The organism is Bradyrhizobium guangdongense (assembly GCF_004114975.1).
Taxonomy (GTDB): Bacteria; Pseudomonadota; Alphaproteobacteria; order Rhizobiales; family Xanthobacteraceae; genus Bradyrhizobium; species Bradyrhizobium guangdongense.
In genome coordinates this window covers 13,368-34,893 of record NZ_CP030051.1, presented here as the reverse complement: position 1 = coordinate 34,893, position 21,526 = coordinate 13,368, and the positions used below count along the sequence as shown (strand labels likewise).

The 21,526-nt window shown below is 64.8% G+C and carries 17 protein-coding genes; 8 read left to right on the top strand and 9 right to left on the bottom strand.

Annotated features, from left to right (window positions below; all coding sequences use genetic code 11):
* Positions 1-22: 22 nt before the first annotated feature.
* The 3 genes from X265_RS00140 to murJ all read right to left on the bottom strand — a co-directional run bounded on the left by X265_RS00140 (position 23) and on the right by murJ (position 3,469).
* Positions 23-592, bottom strand: coding sequence for a NifU family protein (locus X265_RS00140; protein WP_128963080.1), 570 nt, complete (start codon positions 590-592; stop codon positions 23-25).
* A gap of 222 nt (positions 593-814) precedes the next feature.
* Complete coding sequence (gene trpS / locus X265_RS00135) at positions 815-1,867, bottom strand: tryptophan--tRNA ligase (protein WP_128963079.1); 1,053 nt, start codon at positions 1,865-1,867, stop codon at positions 815-817.
* A gap of 69 nt (positions 1,868-1,936) precedes the next feature.
* The gene (murJ, locus tag X265_RS00130; protein ID WP_128963078.1) at positions 1,937-3,469 is read right to left on the bottom strand and encodes a murein biosynthesis integral membrane protein MurJ; all 1,533 of its coding nucleotides are present in this window, start codon (positions 3,467-3,469) and stop codon (positions 1,937-1,939) included.
* A 125-nt stretch (positions 3,470-3,594) separates the two neighbouring features.
* On the opposite strand from murJ, the gene X265_RS00125 reads away from it, so the two are divergent.
* Positions 3,595-4,596 carry an adenosine kinase gene (locus tag X265_RS00125; protein ID WP_128963077.1) on the top strand — a complete coding sequence of 334 codons (1,002 nt, stop codon included), beginning with the start codon at positions 3,595-3,597 and terminating at the stop codon, positions 4,594-4,596.
* A gap of 172 nt (positions 4,597-4,768) precedes the next feature.
* Here X265_RS00125 and X265_RS00120 read toward each other — a convergent pair whose 3' ends face one another.
* Both X265_RS00120 and X265_RS00115 read right to left on the bottom strand, forming a co-directional pair.
* Positions 4,769-6,421 (bottom strand): AMP-binding protein, encoded by a 1,653-nt coding sequence (locus X265_RS00120; RefSeq protein WP_244659405.1) that lies wholly within the window; start codon positions 6,419-6,421, stop codon positions 4,769-4,771.
* A gap of 166 nt (positions 6,422-6,587) precedes the next feature.
* Complete coding sequence (locus tag X265_RS00115; RefSeq protein WP_128963075.1) at positions 6,588-7,781, bottom strand: serine hydrolase domain-containing protein; 1,194 nt, start codon at positions 7,779-7,781, stop codon at positions 6,588-6,590.
* A 332-nt stretch (positions 7,782-8,113) separates the two neighbouring features.
* Between X265_RS00115 and X265_RS00110 the strand changes: the two genes are divergently transcribed.
* From X265_RS00110 to X265_RS00100, 3 genes are all read left to right on the top strand, one after another.
* Entirely contained in the window at positions 8,114-8,434 is a 321-nt protein-coding gene (locus X265_RS00110; protein ID WP_128963074.1) for a hypothetical protein, read from the top strand.
* Between the two features lie 111 nt (positions 8,435-8,545).
* Positions 8,546-10,039, top strand: coding sequence for an NAD-dependent succinate-semialdehyde dehydrogenase (locus X265_RS00105; protein ID WP_128963073.1), 1,494 nt, complete (start codon positions 8,546-8,548; stop codon positions 10,037-10,039).
* 118 nt (positions 10,040-10,157) lie between these two features.
* Positions 10,158-11,243 carry an SbmA/BacA-like family transporter gene (locus X265_RS00100; protein WP_128963072.1) on the top strand — a complete coding sequence of 362 codons (1,086 nt, stop codon included), beginning with the start codon at positions 10,158-10,160 and terminating at the stop codon, positions 11,241-11,243.
* Positions 11,244-11,261: 18 nt separating this feature from the next.
* On the opposite strand, the gene X265_RS00095 is transcribed toward X265_RS00100, so the two are convergent.
* The 3 genes from X265_RS00095 to X265_RS00085 form a co-directional block, all read right to left on the bottom strand.
* A complete protein-coding gene (locus X265_RS00095; protein ID WP_164938345.1) occupies positions 11,262-13,478 on the bottom strand; it encodes an SLC26A/SulP transporter family protein in 2,217 nt (738 codons plus the stop codon).
* Between the two features lie 240 nt (positions 13,479-13,718).
* Positions 13,719-14,633, bottom strand: coding sequence for a phosphoribosylaminoimidazolesuccinocarboxamide synthase (locus X265_RS00090; protein ID WP_128963071.1), 915 nt, complete (start codon positions 14,631-14,633; stop codon positions 13,719-13,721).
* 62 nt (positions 14,634-14,695) lie between these two features.
* Positions 14,696-15,613 (bottom strand): pirin family protein, encoded by a 918-nt coding sequence (locus X265_RS00085; protein ID WP_128963070.1) that lies wholly within the window; start codon positions 15,611-15,613, stop codon positions 14,696-14,698.
* Positions 15,614-15,835: 222 nt separating this feature from the next.
* Here X265_RS00085 and X265_RS00080 point away from each other — a divergent pair, with 222 nt between their 5' ends.
* Together X265_RS00080 and X265_RS00075 are read left to right on the top strand one after the other, a co-directional pair.
* Entirely contained in the window at positions 15,836-16,897 is a 1,062-nt protein-coding gene (locus X265_RS00080) for an AraC family transcriptional regulator (RefSeq protein WP_128963069.1), read from the top strand.
* 145 nt (positions 16,898-17,042) lie between these two features.
* Positions 17,043-18,470, top strand: a complete 1,428-nt coding sequence (locus tag X265_RS00075) for a serine hydrolase domain-containing protein (protein WP_128963068.1) — start codon at positions 17,043-17,045, stop codon at positions 18,468-18,470.
* Between the two features lie 4 nt (positions 18,471-18,474).
* On the opposite strand, the gene X265_RS00070 is transcribed toward X265_RS00075, so the two are convergent.
* Positions 18,475-19,845 (bottom strand): MmgE/PrpD family protein, encoded by a 1,371-nt coding sequence (locus X265_RS00070; RefSeq protein WP_128963067.1) that lies wholly within the window; start codon positions 19,843-19,845, stop codon positions 18,475-18,477.
* A gap of 119 nt (positions 19,846-19,964) precedes the next feature.
* Here X265_RS00070 and X265_RS00065 point away from each other — a divergent pair, with 119 nt between their 5' ends.
* Both X265_RS00065 and X265_RS00060 read left to right on the top strand, forming a co-directional pair.
* The gene (locus tag X265_RS00065; RefSeq protein ID WP_128963066.1) at positions 19,965-21,080 is read left to right on the top strand and encodes an FUSC family protein; all 1,116 of its coding nucleotides are present in this window, start codon (positions 19,965-19,967) and stop codon (positions 21,078-21,080) included.
* A 41-nt stretch (positions 21,081-21,121) separates the two neighbouring features.
* Positions 21,122-21,526 carry a VOC family protein gene (locus X265_RS00060; protein ID WP_128963065.1) on the top strand — a complete coding sequence of 135 codons (405 nt, stop codon included), beginning with the start codon at positions 21,122-21,124 and terminating at the stop codon, positions 21,524-21,526.

Genomic DNA, 21,526 nt, shown 5'->3' with positions numbered 1-21,526 from the left:
TAATGGTTGCTACGGCGCCTGATTACATGGGCCGGACTTCGACCACGTCGGGTACGAAGTGCTTGAGCAGGTTCTGGATACCGTGCTGGAGCGTCGCGGTCGAGGACGGGCAGCCCGAGCAGGCGCCCTTCATGTTGAGATAGACGATGCCGTCCTTGAAACCGCGGAAGGTGATGTCGCCCCCGTCATTGGCGACTGCCGGACGCACGCGCGTCTCGATCAGATCCTTGATCATGTCGACCGTCTCGGCATCGGCCTCGTCGAAGAACTCGTCCTCGTCGTCGAGATCGACATCGGCTTGCGCTGCGCCGTCGGCGAGCAGCGGCGCGCCGGACATGTAGTGCTCCATGATGGCGCCGAGAATCGCGGGCTTGAGCTGCTGCCATTCACCGCTCGCTTTGGTCACGGTGATGAAATCCGATCCGTAGAACACGCCGGTGACGCCGGGCACCTCGAACAGTCTTTCCGCGAGCGGCGAACGGCCGGCAGCTTCGCGGCTCGAAAATTCCATCGGGCTGCCATCGGACACGACGCGGCCGGGGATGAACTTCAGCGTGGCGGGATTGGGGGTGGCTTCGGTTTGAATGAACATGGCTTTCTCCAGACGTCGCCGGTTCAAGGCCGGCGCGTGCGCTATTCCCTAGCAGATGGCGACGGGGAACGCACGGTCAAGGGGGAAGACGGCCATTTCGCAGTTATTTCAGAGGGTTAAGGCGGCGAAATAACATCGCACCGTCATGGCCGGGACAAGCCCGGGCAATGACGGACTTCTGGTGAGCCGTGCCTAGAAGAGACACATCTACGCAGTTGGAGTTCAACGCCGGCGGATGAAGCCGACGATGTCCTTCGAGAGCGTCATGGTCTCGTCAGCGATGGCACGGGCCCGGTCGGAACCGTCGTTCAGGATCGCGTCGATATGACCGGGATCGGCGACCAGGCGCTTCATTTCGCCGGCGATCGGCGCCAGCTTGGTGACGCACAGCTCCGCCAGCGCGTTCTTGAAGCTGGAGAACTGGCCGCCGCCGAAATCGCGCAGCACGTCCGCCTTTGAACGGTCGGAGAGTGCCGCGAAGATGCCGACGAGATTGTCGGCTTCGGGGCGCGCCTCCAGGCCCTTCTCTTCGCTCGGAAGCGGCTCCGGATCGGTCTTTGCCTTACGGATCTTCTGCGCGATGGTGTCGGCGTCGTCGGTCAGATTGATGCGCGAATTGTCTGACGGATCCGACTTCGACATCTTCTTTGTGCCGTCGCGCAAGCTCATCACGCGGGTCGCCGGGCCGGTGATGAAGGGTTCCGGCAGCGGGAAGAACAGACCATCATTGAAGCCGTGGCTGCGGATCGAGTCGCCGAAATCGTTGTTGAACTTCTGGGCGATGTCGCGCGAGAGCTCGAGATGCTGCTTCTGGTCCTCGCCCACGGGAACGTGGGTGGCGCGGTAGAGCAGGATGTCGGCGGCCATCAGCACGGGATAGTCGTAGAGCCCGACCGAGACGTTCTCGCGATCCTTGCCGGCCTTCTCCTTGAACTGGGTCATGCGGTTCAGCCAGCCCAGGCGCGCAACGCAGTTGAAGATCCAGGTGAGCTCGGCGTGGCCGGAGACCTGACTCTGGTTGAACACGATGTGCTTCTTCGGATCGATGCCGCTGGCGATGAACGCCGCGGTCACCTCGCGGGTGACGCGCGCGAGCTCGGTCGGCCCGCCCCAGACGTCGACGCCCTGCGTGATCGCGTGCATATCGACGACGCAATAGATGCAGTTATGGGTTTGCTGCATCTTCACGAAGTTGACGATGGCGCCGAGGTAATTGCCGAGGTGCAGATTGCCCGTCGGCTGGACGCCCGAAAAAACCCGTTCAACGAATGGCATGGTCAGTCTTCCTGAGAGGTCGCCGGCCGTCGTTTCCAACAGCGGCGCTGCTCCGTCAAGGGCAATTCGTCAGGCGGACCGCTTCAGGGCGGCAACAGCCTCGCGCCAGGAAGCTGCTCCGAGGACTTGCAGGAGCATGCCGTAAACGGCAATGCCGGCGGTGATCTGCAGGCCCAGCACGATGAAGCGGATGAACCCGTGGGCCTCGGCAGGGACGAGACCCGCCGTCAGCCAGAGCAGGGCGCCCATGGCGGCGGCCGCCAGCACGATCCGTGGCAGCCGGGCGCGTGCCGTCGCATCGATCGAGAAACCGAATTCGCTGGTGCCTTTCCGAAGCAGCGAGGCCGCACTGCTCCAGGCGCCGGCCGCGATGCTCGCGGCGATCCCGCTCGCGCCGAAGACGTGACCGAGCAGCACGGCGAGCACGACCGCAACCACAAAGCCCTTGGCCGTTGCAAGCAGCGGCGTCATCGTGTCGCTGCGGGCATAGAAGGCGGGCGACAGCGCCTTGATCAACACATGCGCCGGCAGGCCCAGCGCCAGCCACATCAGCGCATGCGCGGTCGCCGCGCTGTCCTCGGCGCCGAAGGCGCCATGTTCGAACAGCAGCCGCACGATCGGCTCGGCGAGCACGGCGAGGCCAAGCGTGGCGGGCAGCGCGAGCCCGATCGCAAGCTCCAGCGCACGCGATTCCGCATGCGCAACCGCCTCGGGGTCGCCGCTCCCGACTGCACGCGTCAGCTCCGGCACCAGCACCGTGCCCATGGCGACGCCGACAATGCCGAGCGGCAGCTCGATCAGGCGGTTGGCGAAATAGAGCCAGGACACGGCCGACGGTGTTGCGGAGGCGATGATCGCGCCCGCGACCATCAGCCATTGTGGGCCCGAACTTGCGATCATGCCGGGGATGGCCTTGGCGAAGAAGCCGCGCATCTCCTTGTCGAAGCTTGCGCGCAACGGTGTCGCGAGGCGCGCGCTTCGCTGCGACCCCAGCATCACGAGTTGCAGCAGGCCGGCGACGCCGACGGTCGCAGCGAGCGTCCACGCGGCGAGCGCCGCATCGGTCCGCCATAGCAGCAGCGCGCCGATGGCCGCGATCAGCGCGATATTGAACAGCAGCGGCGAGAACGCGGTGAGCGCGAATCTCCCTTGCGCATTCAGCAATCCCATCAGCACCGTGACCGGGCCGGCAAAGGCGAGATAAGGCAGCATCAGCCGCGCGTTCTGGACGGCAAGATCGAGCGTACTGCTCCCGACGAAGCCCGGCGCGATGATCATGATGATCAGCGGCATCAAAACAGCGATTCCGCTCGAGATCACGATCAGCGTCGCGCTGACCGTGCCGAGCACGCGCCCCGCAAAGGCAGAAGCGGCCTCCGCGCCATCACGATCACGAACGCGCAGCCAGGCCGGGATCAGCGCCGCATTGAGGGCTCCTTCACTGAGCAGCCGCCGCACCACGTTGACAAGCTGGAAGGCGGCGAGAAATGCATCCGCCACGGCGCCGGTGCCGAGCAGCGCCGCGATCAGGGAATCGCGGGCAAAGCCCAGGAGGCGCGAGGCCAGTGTTCCCGTCGAGACGGTCAGGAAGGAGCGGATCATTGCGCGTGCATAATACCGTTGCTTGCCCGCGTAGGGCCGGTCGTGATAGGCCGCGGGCCAGATTTCAAGCCGACAGGAAGCGGATTTCCGTAAGGTTCGCAATCCGCCAAGCAGGATCAAGGTGAATGGCTGACGTGAAATATGACGTTCTCGGTATCGGCAACGCGCTGTTCGACGTGCTGGTCCGGACCGATGAAGCCTTTTTGGTCAAGCATGGCATGGCCAAGGGCAGCATGTCCCTGATCGACGAGGCGCGGGCCGCCGCCATCTACGCCGACATGGGCCCGGCGACGGAAGTCTCGGGCGGCTCGGCCGCCAACACCATCGTCGGCATCGGCAGCTTCGGCGCGCGTGCGGCCTATGTCGGCAAGGTCAAGGACGACCAGATCGGCAAGCTCTATGTCCACGATATCCGCGCCGCCGGCGTCGCCTTCAACACGCCGGCTGCGAAGGACGGCCCCGCCACCGGCTGCTCCTACATCCTGGTCACGGGCGACGGCGAGCGCACCATGAACACCTATCTCGGCGCAGCGCAGGACCTGTCGCCGGCCGATATCGATCCGGCCGAGATTGCCGCCGCCAAGATCGTCTATCTCGAAGGCTATCTCTGGGATCCGCCGGGCGCAAAGGAAGCCTTCCTCAAGGCGTCCAAGATCGCCCACGAGGCCGGCCGCAAGGTGGCGCTGACGCTGTCGGACTCCTTCTGCGTCGGTCGCTACCGCGACGAATTCCTGGGATTGATGCGGAACGGCACCGCCGACATCGTGTTCGCCAACGAGTCAGAGCTGCACTCGCTCTACGAGACCTCCGACTTCGACACCGCGCTCAAGCAATTGCGCAACGACGTCAGGCTCGGCGTGGTGACCCGCAGCGAAAAGGGCTGCGTGGTGGTGACGCCGACGGATGCTGTTGCGGCTCCCGCTTCGCCGATCTCGCAACTGGTCGACACCACCGGCGCCGGCGATCTGTTCGCCGCAGGCTTCCTGTACGGCCTTTCGCGCGACCTCTCGCACAAGCAGTGCGGCGAACTCGGCGCGCTTGCCGCGGCCGAAGTGATCCAGCACATCGGCGCGCGCCCGCTCGTGTCGCTGAAGGAGCTGGCCCAGCAGCGCGGGCTGACGGTTTAAGGCTCTGCTGATGGCCTGACGCAGGTGCGCGCGTCACACTCCGCTGTCGTCGCCCGGCTTGACCGGGCGACCCAGTATTCCAGAGACGTTAGTTGTTAAATCGAGAGGCCGCGGCGTAGTGGATTCCCAGCTTTTGCGGGGAATGACAGCCGTTGTGGGGGGCGTCAGCACCTCACGCCGTCTTTGCGGCCCTCAACCCCAGCCGCTGCTCGACCGCGTCCCGCATCACGAATTTCTGGATCTTTCCGGTCACGGTCATCGGGAATTCGTCGACGAATTCCACGTAGCGCGGGATCTTGTTGTGGGCGATCTGGCCGTCGCAGAAGGCGCGGATCTCCTCCGCGGTCAGTGTCTCGCCAGGCCTGACCCGGATCCAGGCACAGAGCTCCTCGCCATAGCGGGTGTCGGCCACGCCGAAGATCTGCACATCCTGGATCTTGGGGTGACGGTACAGAAACTCCTCGATCTCGCGCGGGTAGAGGTTCTCGCCGCCGCGGATCACCATGTCCTTGATGCGGCCGACGATGTTGCAATAGCCCTCGTCGTCGATGACGGCGAGGTCGCCGGTATGCATCCATCCAGCGGAATCGAGCACGTCGGCGGTCTTCTCCTTCTCCTCCCAATAGCCCAGCATGACGCTGTAGCCGCGGGTGCAGAGCTCGCCGCGTTCGCCACGCTTGACGATCCGCCCCTCGAGATCGACGATCTTCACCTCGACATGCGGATGAACCCGCCCGACGGTGGAGACGCGCCGCTCGAGCGGATCGTCGGTCGCGCTCTGGAAGCTGACCGGGCTGGTCTCGGTCATGCCATAGGCGATCGTGACCTCGCGCATGTTCATCTCGGTGTTAACGCGCCTCATCACCTCGATCGGGCAGGGCGCGCCGGCCATGATGCCTGTACGCAGTGATGCCAGGTTGAACGTCTTGAACTCGGGGTGATCGAGCTCGGCGATGAACATGGTCGGCACGCCGTACAGCGTCGTGCATTTTTCCTGCTCGATCGCGCGCAGCGTCGCGAGCGGGTCAAAGCCCTCGCCGGGATAGACCATGGTCGCGCCGAGGGTGACGGATGCGAGATTGCCCATCACCATGCCGAAGCAATGATAGAGCGGCACCGGGATGCAGATGCGATCCGCTTCCGTCAGGCGCATCGCGCGTCCGGTGAAGTAGCCGTTGTTGAGGATGTTGTGGTGCGTCAGCGTCACGCCTTTTGGTGATCCCGTGGTGCCGCTGGTGAACTGGATGTTGACGGGATCGTCGAACTGAAGCGCAGCGCCGAGCGTTGCAAGCTCCTCGCGATGCTCGGTTTTGCCCATGCGCGCGACGTCCTCGAACGGGATCGTGCCTGCTGCGGCCGGACCGCCGATCTGGATCACCATCCGCAAGGCGGGCAGCCGGGCTGCCCGCAACTGTCCGGGCGTGGCGCTCTTCAGCTCCGGCAGCAGCGTGTTGAGCATTTCCATGTACTGGCTGGTCTTGAAGGCCGTCGCGGTGACGATCGCCGCGCAGCCGACCTTCTTCAGCGCGAACTCCAGCTCGCTGAGTCGATAGGCGGGGTTGATCGTCACCAGGATCAGGCCGGCCTTGGCGGCTGCGAACTGGGTCAGCGTCCATTCCGGCCGATTCAGCGACCAGATGCCGATCCGCTCGCCTCGCGCGAGTCCAAGCGCAAGAAAGCCTGCTGCCAGCGCATCGACGCGCTCGGCGAATTCCGTCCAGGTCCATCGCACGCTGTGGCTGGGCGAGACCAGTGCCTCGCGATCACCCCAGCGCCGTGCCGCACGGTCGAGACTGCGGCCGATGGTGTCGCCGAGCAGCGGCATGTCCGAGATGCCGCAAACGTAGCTTTCGGCCTTGTCTGCAAGATCGTGCGCCAAGTTCATCTCCTCGAACCTTCCTCGCCTCGTGCCGTTCAAGCCGATGGCTTTCGGGCACGAGGTTATCCGTTGCCGGGAAGGCGCGCGACACTGCGCGCCTCATACTAAGGAGTTATGCCGCCTTCTTGCCGCTGCCGGCATCGAGCCCGGCATAGACGCCACGCTCAAATCCCGCGAAGGCCTGCAGGCATTTCGCGTCGGCGAACGGCAAGAGCTGCATCAGGATCACCCCGGTGACGTCGCGCGCCGGATCGATCCAGTAGTAGGTGTTGGCAAGGCCCGCCCAGGCGAGGCTGCCGGCGCTGCGGCCTTCCGGCGTCTTTGCGGTGTTGATCATGAAGCTGAGGCCCCATTTCTTCACCTGGTCCGGATACAGATCGACGTCGTTAGTATAGATGGGCGCCGCCGTGGCCATCCTGGTCATATTGAGGTCGCCCATCTGGTTCTGGCTCATAACGGCGATCGTCTCCGGCTTCAGCACCTGGTTGCCGTTGCCGCGCCCCTTGTTCAGGATCATCTGGGTGAACTTGATGTAATCGGCCGCGGTCGAATAGAGACCGCCGCCACCCATGTGGAATTCGGGGCTCTGCTCGAGCTCGAACGGGATCGCGGCGAGCTGGCCATCCTCGCCGCGCGCATGCATGCCGACCAGACGCTTGCGCATGTTATCGCTGATCTTGAAGGCGGTGTCGCCCATGCCGAGCGGCGTGAACAGATTATCGCGAAGATAGGCATCGAGCCGCTTGCCGCTCGCAGCTTCCACCGCCTTGCCGACGAAATCGATATTGGTGCCGTACTCCCAGCGCGTGCCGGGATCGGTCATCACAGGCGTCTTCAGTGCGGCGTTCTGGCAGGTGATGATTCCAGGCGTGCCGGTCTTCTCCATGTAAGCCGCAAAATCGCGATTCCACATGTCGTAGCAGAAGCCCGCGGTGTGGGTCATCAGCTGGCGCAGCGTGATCGCGCTTTTCGCCGGCCGCAGCTTTGGCTCGCCCTTGGCATCGAAGCCCTCGAGCACTTGCGGATTGGCGAGATCGGGCAACAGCGATCCGATCGGCGCATCGAGCGATAGCTTGCCCTGCTCGACCAGCTGCATCGCGCCGGCCGATGTCACCGCCTTCGTCATCGAAGCGATCCAGAACACGCTGTCCAAGGTCATCGCTTCGGGTTTGGAGAGATCGCGCTTGCCGAACGCGCCTTGGTACAGCACGTCGTTACCGCTGGCGGCGATCGCAACGACGCCGGGGATTTCCTTGGCGTCGCTTGTCTTACGCAGAACCTCGTCGATCTCAGCTTTGCTTTGCATCCGCGTTTCCTCCGGTTTGATTATTGTTGGAAGTGATCGGATTGTCCTCCCGGAGGTCGCGCGCGGCAAGCATCTCAACCTGCGCTCCGGTCGCGATGTCGTGACTTGACGGTTCCGGCCCCGCGCGGGACGACTAATCTGCAACACCTTCACAATCTGCGGTGGATGGCCGCTACTGTCCGTGACCTTGGATGGCCGCGGCGATATGTTTCGGGCGTTTGAACGCTTGAAACATTTTGTGCGTTGCGACGTTCAGCTTGCGGCCCGGCCTGCGGCTGACGTTTGGATTTGATGCAAATTTGGCGGTCCTGGCGGCCGCGAGGGGACATGAGATGATTTCGACCTGGAGCGAATGGAAGCGCTATCCCCGTCCCGGACGGGGCGACAATCTGGAAGCGCCAATCTCGCCTGGCATTTATGAAGTGCGGGTCGCCGGATCAGGCGCGCTCTATTCGTTCGGCGCGGTCGATAATCTGGCGCAGGCGCTGGCGCTGCTGCCGGTCGGTTCGAAGAGCTGGTTCGGCCGCCGCAACCCGTCGGACGTGCCCGATCTCGAATATCGCACCTGCGCGACCTCCTCGAAAGCCGACGCGAAGGCGGCCGCCGAACGCATGATCGGCCGGCGTGAGACCTACATGAGCGGCGCGGCGTAACCCGCCGCTGCCAGCGTATCTCCCATCAGCTGTGCGTTGTCGGACGGTGCATTGCTCTCCGTCCGCCCCTATATTCCGGCTGATCCTGACCGCCCCCGAGGGAGTAACGCCATGACGCCAACCGCTGCCGCACGCGCCCAGCATGCCACTGCCACCCTGCGTGACCGGTTGAAGGACCCGTCGCTGCTGAAGGAGGCCTGCTACATCGACGGCGCCTGGGTCGGTACGCCGGTCTTCGCGGTAAACAATCCCGCGACCGGTGTCGAGCTCGTAAAGGTGCCGCAGCTGGGTGCGGACGACACCACCAAGGCGGTCGAAGCCGCCCAGCGCGCGTTCCCGGCCTGGGCCAAGCACACCGCCAAGCAGCGCTCCAACATCCTGCGCAAATGGTTCGAGCTGATCATCGCCAATCGCGAGGATCTCGCGCTGATCCTCACCTCCGAGCAGGGCAAGCCGCTGTCGGAAGCGCTCGGCGAGGTCGACATCGGCGCCGCCTATATCGAGTTCTTCGCCGAGGAAGCGCGTCGCGTCTATGGCGAGACCATCCCGTCGCAGCGCCCCGATGCGCGGCTGCTGGCGATCAGGCAGCCGATCGGCGTTTGCGGCGCGATCACGCCGTGGAACTTCCCGAACTCCATGATCACGCGCAAAGTGTCGCCGGCGCTCGCCGCGGGCTGCACCGTGGTGCTGAAGCCGGCCAACGAGACGCCGCTGTCGGCGCTCGCGCTGGCCGTGCTTGCCGAGAAGGCCGGTATCCCCAAGGGCGTGCTTAACATCATCACCGGTGACGCGCCCCCCATCGGCAAGGTGCTGTGCGAGCATCCAGCGGTGCGCTTTGTCGGCTTCACCGGCTCGACCGCGGTTGGCAAGATCCTCTACCAGCAGGCCTCGGTCGGCGTGAAGCGGCTCGGCCTCGAGCTCGGCGGCAACGCGCCGTTCGTGGTGTTCGATGACGCCGACATCGATGCCGCGGTCGAGGGCGCGATCGTGTCGAAGTATCGCAACATGGGCCAAACCTGCGTCTGCGCCAACCGCCTCTATGCCCAGGACAAGATCTACGACGAGTTCGTCAAGAAGCTGTCGGCGAAGGTCGCGGCGATGAAGATCGGCGACGGCACCGAGAGCGGCGTCACGCAAGGTCCGCTGATCAACATGAAGGCGGTCGACAAGGTCGAGCGTCACATCGCGGATGCCGTCAAGCGCGGCGCCAAGGTCGTGACCGGCGGCAAGCGCAGCGAACTCGGACGCTCCTTCTTCGAGCCGACCGTGCTCGCCGACGTCAAGCCGGACTCGCTGGTGTCGCAAGAGGAAACCTTCGGCCCGCTCGCGCCGGTGATCCGCTTCAAGGACGAGGCCGACGTCATCGCCATGTGCAACGCCTCGCCGTTCGGCCTCGCGTCCTACTTCTACTCCCGCGACATCGGCCGCGTCTGGCGCGTCGCCGAAGCGCTGGAATCGGGCATGGTCGGCGTCAACACCGGCCTGATCACCACCGAGGTCGCGCCCTTCGGCGGGGTCAAGGAAAGCGGCCTCGGGCGCGAAGGCTCCCGTCACGGCATGGAAGAATACGTCGAGATCAAATACGTTATGATGGCCGGGGTGTAGCCGTCGGACCCGCTTGACGCAGGTCAAATGGCCTCGAGCAAGACACCGTAATTTGACACCGTAATTTGGCGCGAGCGGCATCATAGGGTGGTGCCGCACCCAGGATTGCGGCTCGCGAATGCTGACGAGGACCTCTTTCGTTCCGGGTGAGAAGCGGCTGCTTGGCCGCTTCTGGAAGAGCGCTTCAGGATATTGGCGGGGCCCCACCGCCTGGGTCGCATGGGCTCTCGTCCTCGGGTTGATCGTCAATGTGATCCTGCAACTCCTGACCCAATACGCCCTGAACTTCTGGAATCGGGACTTCTTCAACGCCATCGGCCGCAAGGATCAGGCAGAGCTGCTGTACCAGGCGTACCGGTTTCTGCCGCTGGCGGTGGCGAGTATCGCCTTGACGGTCTTCTCGGTATGGGGGCGGATGACCCTGCAGCGCTCCTGGCGCGAATGGTTGAGCAATCGCCTCTATGGCCAGTGGCTGGGAGGTTCTCACCCTGCGAGGTCAGGTGCCCTCGCCGGACACCACGAGGCACCCGAATATCGTATCGCCGACGACGCCAGGGTCGCGACCGACCTGCCGGTCGATCTCGCCACCGGGCTGCTTCAGTCCTTGCTCACCATCGGGACGTTTATCGGCGTGCTCTGGTCCGTCGGCGGCAATTTGCAGGTCCATCTCGATGGGATGGACTTCACGATTCCCGGTTATCTCGTGCTTGCCGTCATCGTTTATGCCGCGTTGCTGGCGCTCGGCATCTGGCTGACGGCCGGGCATCTGACGCGGGTCATCGAAGAGAACAAGCGCATGGAGGCCGAACTGCGGGCGATCGGGACGCATGTTCGCGAGAGCGGTGAAGGGAAGGTCGTTTCCGAGGATCGGCCGAATGGCCTCCACGCCGTCGTCTCGGCGTTGAAGGCCGTGATCGCGATCTGGCGCATCTATTGCTGGCAATTGATGCGGATGACGCTCGTCACCTACACCAGTCTTCTGATTACGCCGGTGATCGGTCTGTTGCTGTGTCTTCCCAAATATCTGGTCGATGCGATGACGCTTGGCGAGGTGGTGCAGGCATCGGCGGCCTTTGTCGTCGTCCAGACCGCATTCAACTGGTTCACGGACAACTACGCCAAGCTCGCAGAATGGACGGCCTCCGCCAACCGGGTGGCCGAACTCCTGCTCGCCCTGGATGAAGACCAGGCGATCCGGTCCTAGCCTGCCGGATCTCTTTCGCTATCGCCTGAGCACCGCGATCGTTCGGTTCGCGAACGTCAGCCGCTCGGCCATGACCGACACGAAATAGGTCAGCAGCTTTTGGCTGAGCGCGGGATCCTCGTCCTTGATCGCGTCGAATTGCTGCGCGCCCAGCACGTAGAGCACGCTGTCGATCTCGGCCTGGATCGTCGCGCTGCGCGTGGTCCGCGCGACCAGGCCCATCTCGCCAATCGTGGTGCAGCGCCCGAGGCTGCGGACCCGGGTCATGCCGCCCTGCTCGGCGGGGATCATGATCCCGACGCGGCCATCGAGGATGAAATGCATGGAATCGGCGGCTTCGCCGGCCCGCACGATGATTTCGCCGGCCCTGACCTCGAGACGTTCGCAGCGACGGCCCAGTCGTGCAGCGTCGTCCTCGTCGCCCAGGATCTGAGTCAACCAGTCGCGCAAGGAAGCCTCTTCCCGCGCCTGGCCGCGATGCCGGGCAATGATATCGTTCTCGCACCATTCCAGCGCATGATCGAGCTCCTGCGTGATCCGTACTTCGGGCGAGATGAAGCCGCTGGCGCGCAGTGCCTTGGCGGCGCCCGGCGGAAGATGCACCAGCACGAGCTCGATGCCGCGGTCCCGTGCCGTGCGCTTGATCTGGTCGAAGCTGTAGGCGGCCGAGGAGTCGATCCCCGTCACGAGCTTGAAATCGAACACGAGGAAGCGGCATTCCGGGTGCCGGTGCAGCAGGCCCTTGACGTGCTGGTAGAGACGGTTGGCCGAGCCGAAGAACAGATAGCTCTGCAGCATCAGGCCCTGGATGTTGCGACCATGGGCCGCCAGCAGCGCCTGTTCGTCGCGCGGCCGGTCGAGCGACGAACGATATTCGGTGCCGTCGAAGCCGAACTTGACGGAGCTGACGCGCGCGGCGCTCAGCGCGAAGATCGTGCATCCGATCACGATGCCGATCAGGATGCCGGCGACGAAACCCCATTTCAGGATGATGAGGATGATGGCAAGCAGCGACAGATATTCCGGCGCCGACAGCCGTTGTCGCGACTGCACGATCCATTTGTGCAGAGTGTCGCTGCCGAGATAGACCAGCAGCCCGCCCAGCACGAGCTTGGGCATGAAGCCGAGCAGCGTCGGCGCAACGACCAGCATCGAGGCCGAGATCGCCGCGGAGGTCAGGCCGGAGAGGCGGCCGCGTCCCCCGGCCGAAAAGTTGAGGATGGAGCGGCTGACCGAGATGCAGCCGGTGTACCCGCCCAGCGCACCGCAGAGAATGTTGGCAATGCCGGTGACGTTCAATTCGCGCTCCAGGTCGGCTTCGCGGTGCGTCGCGACCTCGACACCGGTGGTGTTGAAGAGCGTGCTCGATGCCGTGACGAAGATCACCGCGATGAGATTGCCGGACAATTCGGGCAGCGTGGACCAGGGATAATGGGCGAGCGCCTGCACCGACCATGGCCATTCCAGCCCGATCTGCTGCGGCGGATGAAACGTCCATCCCAGCGCCTGTGCTTCCGCCGGGGAAATGCCGGCGACCCAGAACGCGACATGCGCGGCGATCGTGCCCGCGATCAGGATCAGCGGCAGTCCGATCGGCGTGCGCGAGCGGTGCCAGGTGAGATAGAGCACTGCGGCCATCGCGCAGGCGGCACTGAGCTCGAACACCGTGGTCGTGTTGGCAAAGCGTCCAAGGGTTGCCAGTTGAAGCGGCTGGCCGGTGATGACCCTGATGGCGCCCAGCAGGATCAGGCAGCCGGTCGCGCCCAGAAAGCCGCCGACCACCGGATACGGTACGTACCGGATGGCACGGCCGATCCGCGTGACGCCGAACGTGCAGAGCACGAGGCCGGTGGCGATGCTGACGAGACCAAAGGTGACGAGCACCGGCGCCAGAAGCGGTGCGGTAGGATCCACGGCGGTGATCCGCTCGACCAGCGATGAGGCGACGATCCCCGTCATGGCGGCCGTCGAGGCCTCAGGCGCGGCGATCGCAAAGCGCAGCGAGCTTCCGAGCCCAACGACGAGGGCCAGAACGGCCGATGCCATGAAGGTGACGCCGACGCCTGTGCTCAAATATGACGCCAGCGGACCGGCGAAGATCAGGACCGAATAGGACAGGCCGAGGGTGACGGTCAGGACGCTGGCGGCAGCACCGCCGAGCACATCATTCAGAGCACGTGTGATCGCCGGATTCAACCGGAGCAACGGACTGGATTGGATCGTTGAATCTGCCACGCCCCGACGCCTGCCCTTCCTCGCTGCTCGCGCGATGAGAACGGGGAGCCTAGCGCAATCGGGTGCCCGGGTCCCTCAACGGCCATTGATGAAGGAAAAGGCGGCGTCGGAGACCTCGAGGAGTGCACCAGCCTCTCCACGTCATTGCGAGCGAAGCGAAGCAATCCAGATCGTTTCCGCGGCGGGATCCTGGATTGTTTCGCTTCGCTCGAAACGATCGAGTGTGCGGCAGCGGACGAGCTAAATCTTCAGCTCCATCCCCGTCACGCGCCGATAGGCTTCGAGGTACCGCTTGCTGGTCGCATCGACCACGCTCGCGGGTAGCGGTGGCGGCGGGGCGTCGCCGTTCCAGCGGCCCGCGCGGCGTTCGACGTCGAGATAGTCGCGCAAGGGCTGCTTGTCGAAGCTGGCCTGCGGCTGGCCGGGCTTGTAGGTATCGACCGCCCAGAAGCGTGACGAGTCCGGCGTCATGATTTCGTCGATCAGGATGATTCGGCCGTCCTTGTCGCGGCCGAACTCGAACTTGGTATCGGCGATGATGATGCCCTGCTCGCGCGCCAGCTCTTCGCCGAGCGTGTAGATCGCGCGCGTCATGCTCTCGAGCGTATAGGCGACCTCGTCGCCCACGACCTCACGCATCTTCGCGATGGTGATGTTCTCGTCATGACCGCTTTCGGCCTTGGTCGCGGGGCTGAAGATCGCGGGATCGAGCTTCTCGCTTTCGACGAGACCGGTCTTCAGCTTTTCGCCCGCCAGCGTGCCGCTCTGTGCATATTCCTTCCAGGCCGAGCCCGAGAGATAGCCGCGGATCACGCATTCGATCGGAAATACGGTGGTGCGCTTGCACAGCATGGTCCGGCCGAGAATCTCGGCGCGATGCGGCTTCAAGGCCGGCACGGCCCTGATGATCTCGTCGGTATCGGCGCTGATCATGTGATGCGGCACGATGCCTTCGAGCTTGTTGAACCAGTATGCACTGATCTGCGTGAGGACCGCGCCCTTCATCGGGATGGTCTCTGCCATCACGACGTCGAAGGCGCTGATGCGGTCGGTGGTGACGAGCAGCAGGCGGTCGTCGTCGACGGCGTAGATATCGCGCACCTTGCCGCGGCCGATCTTGGCGAGGGGCAGGTCGCTGGAGAGCATGGTGGTCATGGCAGAGCCTTCAGGAAATAAGTCCGGCCGCGCCTGGTGGTGCGGCCGGACACCGGATTAGCCTATTCCGGCAGCGGAATGAACTCATGTTCCTGCGGAACTGCGGCGAAGCGGCCGGTTTTCCAGTCCTGCTTGGCCTGCTCGATCCGCTCCTTGCTGGAGGAAACGAAATTCCACCAGATGTGCCGCGGCCCTTCCAGCGCATCGCCACCCAGAAACATCATCCGCGTGGCCTTCAGCGCCTTCACGGTGATGCGATCGCCGGGTCGGAAGATCAGCAGCCGCGGCCCCTCATAGCGCTCGTTTGCGATCTCGACCTCACCGTCGACCACATAGATCGCACGCTCCTCGTGGTCGGGGTCGAGCGGCACGGTCGCACCGGCGGCGGCCGTGACCTCGGTGTAGAACCAGGGCGAGACCATCTTCACCGGCGAGGAGATGCCGAATGAAGAGCCCGCAATCACCCGCGCGGTGAAATCGCGCTCCGAGATCATCGGCAGATCCCCCGCCGCATAATGCTGGAACGAGGGATCGATCTCTTCCGAGCCTTCAGGCAGCGCGATCCAGCTCTGCAGGCCGAGCATCTGCTGGCCCGAAGCGCGCTGTGCATCCGGCGTCCGCTCGGAATGCGCGATGCCGCGGCCCGCCGTCATCAAATTCATCGCGCCGGGCGCGATCTCCTGCACATTGCCTTCGCTGTCGCGATGCATGATGGACCCGTCGAACAGATAGGTGACGGTGGCAAGCCCGATATGCGGATGCGGCCGCACGTCCATGCCCTTGCCGGAGACGAACTGCACCGGACCGAAATGATCAAAGAAAATGAAGGGCCCGACCATCTGCCGCTTGCCATGCGGCAGCGCCCGCCGCACCGCGAATCCATCGCCGAGGTCGCGGGTGCGCGGCACGATGACGAGATCGAGCGCATCGCAGGACATGGGATCGCCGAGCACGGGATCGTTGGAGGGTTGCCAGCTCATGGTGGACTCCTTCTCAATTGCGAGCCCGAGCGTAGCAGAATTTCGCATCGGCGTCCCCACAATGGGGCGGCGCGGAGGTGGCGTGGTATTAGCGCCACATGCTCCGCTGTCATCGCCCGGTCGAGCCGGGCGATGACAGCGGAGAGCGAGGATGGTCCTTGAAAAAAATACTCCAACGAACGATGTTCGATCGATCCTAACCGTGATCGTTCACATCGCCCCATGACCCTTCCCACCCTCGACCTCGCCTTTCGCGCTGCCAGCGTCGCGTTGCTGCTGGTGCTGGCAGCGTCGTTGCTCGCCGATTTCCGCAAAGTGCTCGCTGCTCGCCTCGGCGCGGCCTTCGCGCTGGGTTCGGCCGCGCATGCGGTGAGCTATTCGATGGATGTCACGTCGCGGGTCCCGCTCTGGCATGCACCGCTGATCGCAATATCGACCGGCACCATCGTGGTGTTCTGGTTGTTCACGCGCGCCCTGTTCGACGACGAGTTTCGCATCCGCTGGTGGCACGGCTTGATCTGGGCGCTGGTGACGGCCTTCAGCTTCGCAGGCTGCGTCTGGATTGCACCCAGCGGCCATGTGCGGTTCTCGGTGACGGTGGTCAATCTGATCGCTCTCGGTTTCATCGTGCTAGCGCTCTGGCAGATGATCGCCTCCTGGCCGGCCGACCTGGTCGAGCGCCGCCGCCGCGTTCGCGTCTTCATAGTCTGTGCAATCGCGCTCTATGGTGGGCTGAACGCGGTGCTCCAGATCGCCACCGCGGGCCACCACATCGGCACTGCAGCCGAAACCATCAACGCCGGCGTGCTCGCCTGCACCGTCGCGGCGATCGTTTATGCCATGATGCGCGTGGACGGCGCGGATCTGTTTCCGGCTGCGGGGGAGCCCGCGCCGCCCCGTGTTTTCAGTCAGCCTGCGGCGGATGCCTCGGCCGACCAAAAGCTCATCAATGCCTTGATGCGCCTGATGGCGGACGAGCGGATCTATCGTCACGAGAACATCACCATCGGCGTACTGGCAGGCCGGCTGAAAATTCCGGAATACCGGCTGCGCCGGTTGATCAACCAGCGGCTCGGCTATCGCAACTTCAATGTATTCCTGAACAACCACCGGATCGAGGAGGCCAAGGCCGCCCTCGCCGATCCCGCGCAGGCCGAGGTTCCCGTCATCACCATCGCGATGGACGCCGGCTTCCAGTCGCTGGGCCCGTTCAACCGTGCCTTCAAGGCGGTGACCGGGGTGACGCCGACGGAATATCGCCGGCTCAAGGTCGATGCGGCTTAGATTTCAGGCCTTTGAAATCGCACAATAATTCCAGAATCGACGAGCCCCGATCAATTTCGACGAGGCCGATTTCCAAACCCGGCGAGCGCGTATCGCCCGCATCCGGCCTGCTCTCCCGCACTCGCCCCGCAGCCGGAGAAAGCCCGTGACCCCTCGCCGCAAGATCATCCTCGCTACCACCGCCATCGCCTGTGCCGGCCTCGCGCTTGGCACGGCTCGGGCCCGTAACGTGCCCAAGATTGCCACCGGCTTCATCGCGCACACGCTCTGCTCAGAGACGTTCGTCTCCGGCCTTGATCCCATGCGCGACCTCACTGAAACGACCGACGCGATGCCGGGCAGCGGCCTCCTGACCTGGGCGATGAATTTGCAGATCGACCGCGCCCGCAAGGATGTCACGGTCAGCCTGTTCGGCATCGGCCGCAGCCATGCGGTCTATCGCGAGGGGCTCGGCTGCACGCTCGAGCACGGCCAGGGGATTGCCGGTGTCGCTTTGCCGCCTGACGACAAGCAGCCGGTCTTGCTCCCCGATATCGCCGGCGCCGGACTGGTGCCGCCGCAAAGCGACGCGCTGTCAGCCGCGCTCGACCGCGCCTTCACCGAGCCCGCGCAGCCGCCTTATCGCCGCACCCGCGCGATCGTCATCATGAAGGGCGGCCGCGTCATCGCCGAACGCTATGCCGACGGCATCGGGCCGCAGACGCAGCTGCTCGGCTTCTCCATGACGAAGTCGGTGGTCTCGGCACTCTCTGGCATTCTCGTGCGCCAGGGCAAGCTCAAGCTGGATGGGCCCGCGCCGGTCGCCGCCTGGAAAAATCCTGAAGATCCGCGTCACGCCATCACCGTCGATCAATTGCTGCGTCACACCGCCGGCCTTGCGCTCGGCAGTTCGTTGCAGGCCTCGCTCGGTTCCGTGCTCGAGCCGGTCAACACCATGAAATACGTCGAGGACGACATGGCGGGCTTTGCCGAGCGCGCGCCGCTTGCGACCGCGCCGGGCACCGCGTGGAATTATCACGACGGTAACACCATCATCCTCTCGCATCTCATTCGCGACGCCGCCGGCGGCAAGCCGGGCGACGCGCTCCGCTTTGCCCGCCGCGAATTGTTCGCGCCGCTCGGCATGACCGACGTCACGCTCCAGCTCGATGCTTCAGGCACGATCGAAGGCGCCGGCGAGATGATGGCCTCCGCGCGCGCCTGGGCACGCTTCGGCCAGCTCTATCTCAACGACGGCGTCGTCGGTGGCAAGCGTATCCTGCCCGAGGGCTGGGTGAACTATTCGGCATCGGCCACGCCCAACGCGTGGGTCGGCATCGGCGCCGGTTTCTGGACCAATCAGGGCAACAGCTTCGGCGCGAAATTTCGCGTCGAGCACGGCTGGCCGCGCGATGCCTTCTTCGCCAAGGGCACGATCGGCCAGTACACGATCGTGATCCCGTCGGAGAAGCTTGTGATCGTGCGCCTCGGCCGCTCACCGAACTTCCCGCCGCAAGCCGACGGCGTGTTCGATCTCGTGCGTGATGTCGTGGCCGCAACGCGCGAGAAGGGAAAGCTGGCGGGAGCGAACTAGACGGCTACTGCCGTCCCAGCTCCGTCGCCTTGGCCACGCGGTCGAAACGCTCCAGCGTCATGATCGCATCGGCGAACTTGTCGGCCCGTGCGTTCAGCACGGGCCGTGCCAGCGTCAGGAATTTCTGCTGCATCGCCTGTGCGTCGGGGAACGAATTGGGCTCGCCGGAAGGGTCGGCGTAAAGCCGCTCGTGCACGCCATCGTCCGTGGTGATGCTGACGCGCGCGCCGAAGGGGTGGGTGCGGCCGATCTCGAGCCGTTCGTCCTGCACCACGTCGAACTTGTCCGCGAGCGCGTCGATCGCGGCATCGCCGAGCCTCGCGTAATCGTCCCAGCCGAACGAGCCCTGGTCGAGCGCGAGCGCGCCAGTGAAGAACATCGAGAACTGGCCGCCGACGATCGAGGTCGGATGCCGCTTTGTCGTGGCGTCGCCTGTGAGGGTGATGCCGTTGCGATGCAGGCCGATCTCGACGCGCTTGACCTGGTCGGGTGTCAGATTGTGCTCGCGCCGCATCGCGATCAGCGCGTCGATCGCGGCATGCGTGTAGCGGCAGCTCGGATACGGCTTCACGCCGATCTTCATGGTCTCATAGGTCTTGCCGAGCTCGGCGATCGCCTTGCCCGGATGCGGATCGTCGGTGTAGCCGGTGAGCAGGCCGTGCTTGCCTTCGATCGATTCCGTCGCACCGACGAAATCGTTGCGCGCCAGCGTCGCTGCGATCACGCCGTTCATGGCGGCGGCGCCGACCTGGTAGCGCTTGTTCCAGGCGCCGTTCATCAGGAACTGCAGCGAGCCCGCGGCCTGGCTGCCGGCAACGCCGAAGGCGGCGATGATCTGCGGCTCGGAGAGCCCGAACAATTTCGCTGCCGCTGCGGCCGAGCCGTAGGTGCCGGCGGTCGCAGTCGGGTGGAAGCCGCGCGCATAATGCGAAGTCGGGTCGAGCGCGTTGCCGAGCCGGCAGCAGACCTCATAACCCGCGACGATCGCGGTCAGCACGTCGCGGCCGGAAGCACCGACCATCTCGCCGACGGCGAAGGCGGCCGGAACCACCGGCGCGCTCGGATGCAGCGAGGAATCCGCATGCGTATCGTCAAAATCGAGGGAATGGCCGAGCGCGCCGTTGAGCAGGGCCGCCACCGCCGGCGTCCAGGTCTTGCTGTCGCCGAATACGGTCGAGCAGCCCTTGGTGTCGAGCGCCAGCGCTTCCAGCATCTTCAGCAGCGAGGGGGTGGATTCGGCCTCTCGCCGGGCCCGGATGGCGCTGCCCAAAAAGTCCAGCGTCAGCGCCTTGGCGCGCTCCAGCACCTCCGCCGGAATATCGGCGAATTTCAGCTTGGCGACATAGGCGGCGAGCGTTGCGGTTTCGTGGGCCATCGTGTTTCCTCGTTTTGGCCGGCAAGTTAGGCGGGCTGATTTTGCCTTTCAAGCAGCCTTGGGGCCGCGGGCATCAGCTATGCTTTTGCCTGGCCTTGAGAGGATCGGGACATCAGACGATGGCAGGTGCGAAAGAGCTGTTCGACCGGGTCCGGCCGCGACGGACGCAATTGGGGCTGGCGATCCGGGTCACGGTGGCAGCGACGGCCGCCTATGCGCTCGCGACCGCGCTGCATCTGTTGTTGCCACTCTGGGCGGTCCTGACTTCGCTGATCGTGACCCAGATGAGCGTCGGCCGCTCGCTGAAGGCGACGCGCGATTACATGCTCGGCACGATCGGCGGCGCCATCTATGGCGGCGCCATCGCGGTCACGCTGCCCTATTCCAGCGAAGCGGGGCTGTTGGGGCTGCTGGTGCTTGCGGTCGCGCCGCTCGCGCTCCTCGCCGCGATCTATCCGAACCTGAGCACCGCTACCGTGACCGCGGTGATCGTGCTGCTGGTGCCGACCATGCATCATGCCGATCCGCTGGCGTCCGCTATCGATCGCGTCAGCGAGGTCTCGGTCGGCGCCATCACCGGGCTCTTGGTCTCCTTCCTGGTGCTGCCCTCGCGCGCGGTGCGGCAGATCCGCGCCAGCGCCGCGAAGCTGCTCGAGCTGATCGCGGAGGCCTTCACCGAACTGCTCGCCGGCCTCACCCGCGGCCGCGACAACGACGCGCTGCACCGGATCCAGGACGGCATCGGCACCGCCATCGTGGACATGAATGCGATCGGCGCCGAGGCCGAGCGCGAGCGTTCGGCGCGGCTGTCGAGCGGTCCCGACACCGGCCCCCTGTTGCGCACGATCTTGCGGCTGCGCCACGACGTCGTGATGATCGGCCGTGCCACCGTGGTGCCGCTGCCGGTCGAGGTGCAGGTCCGCCTTGCCGCGCCGCTGGCGGAGGTCGGCGCTGCGATCGCACGCTTTCTGAAGTCGGCGGCCGAAGCCTTGCGCGAGGGCGCCGGCGCGCCGCCGATCCATCCTGTCCATCTCGCGCTTCAGCATTACGCCGAAGCGGTCGCGGCGGTACGCCAGGACGGCCTGATCCGCGGCCATGCAAGCGATACCGCGGAACGCTTCTTCGCGCTGGGTTTCTCGCTGGAGCAGATGCACCAGAACCTCTGCGATCTCGACCGCGTCGTCGGCGAATGGTCGGAGGCCGCGCGCGACAAGTCCGTGCGCGTGGCAGAGTAGGGAAGGCAAGCAGGTCCTGGACCGAGAGGAAAGGAGAGAGCATGTTGGGCAACGCAAAGGTTGCAACGCGGCTTCCGGCCCAAAACCTCGAGCGCGCGCGGGCATTTTACGCCGAAAAACTTGGGCTCAGGCCGGTGGAAGAACGCAGAGGTGGACTCCGCTACGTCTGCGCTGGGGGTGAGTTCGCGATATTCCTCTCAGGCGGAATGCAATCCGGCACGCATACGCAAATGGGTTGGGAAGTCGAGGATATCGAGGCAACCGTACGCGAGCTTCGCGCGCGCGGGGTCGAATTCGAGGAGTACGATCTGCCCGGCCTGAAGACGGTCGATGGCATAGCTGAGATTACCGGGAACTATCCCAGCAAGGGAATTGGAGAGCGGGGCGCGTGGTTTCGCGATAGCGAAGGTAACTTGCTGGGGCTCGGGCAGCCGGTTCGAACGTGA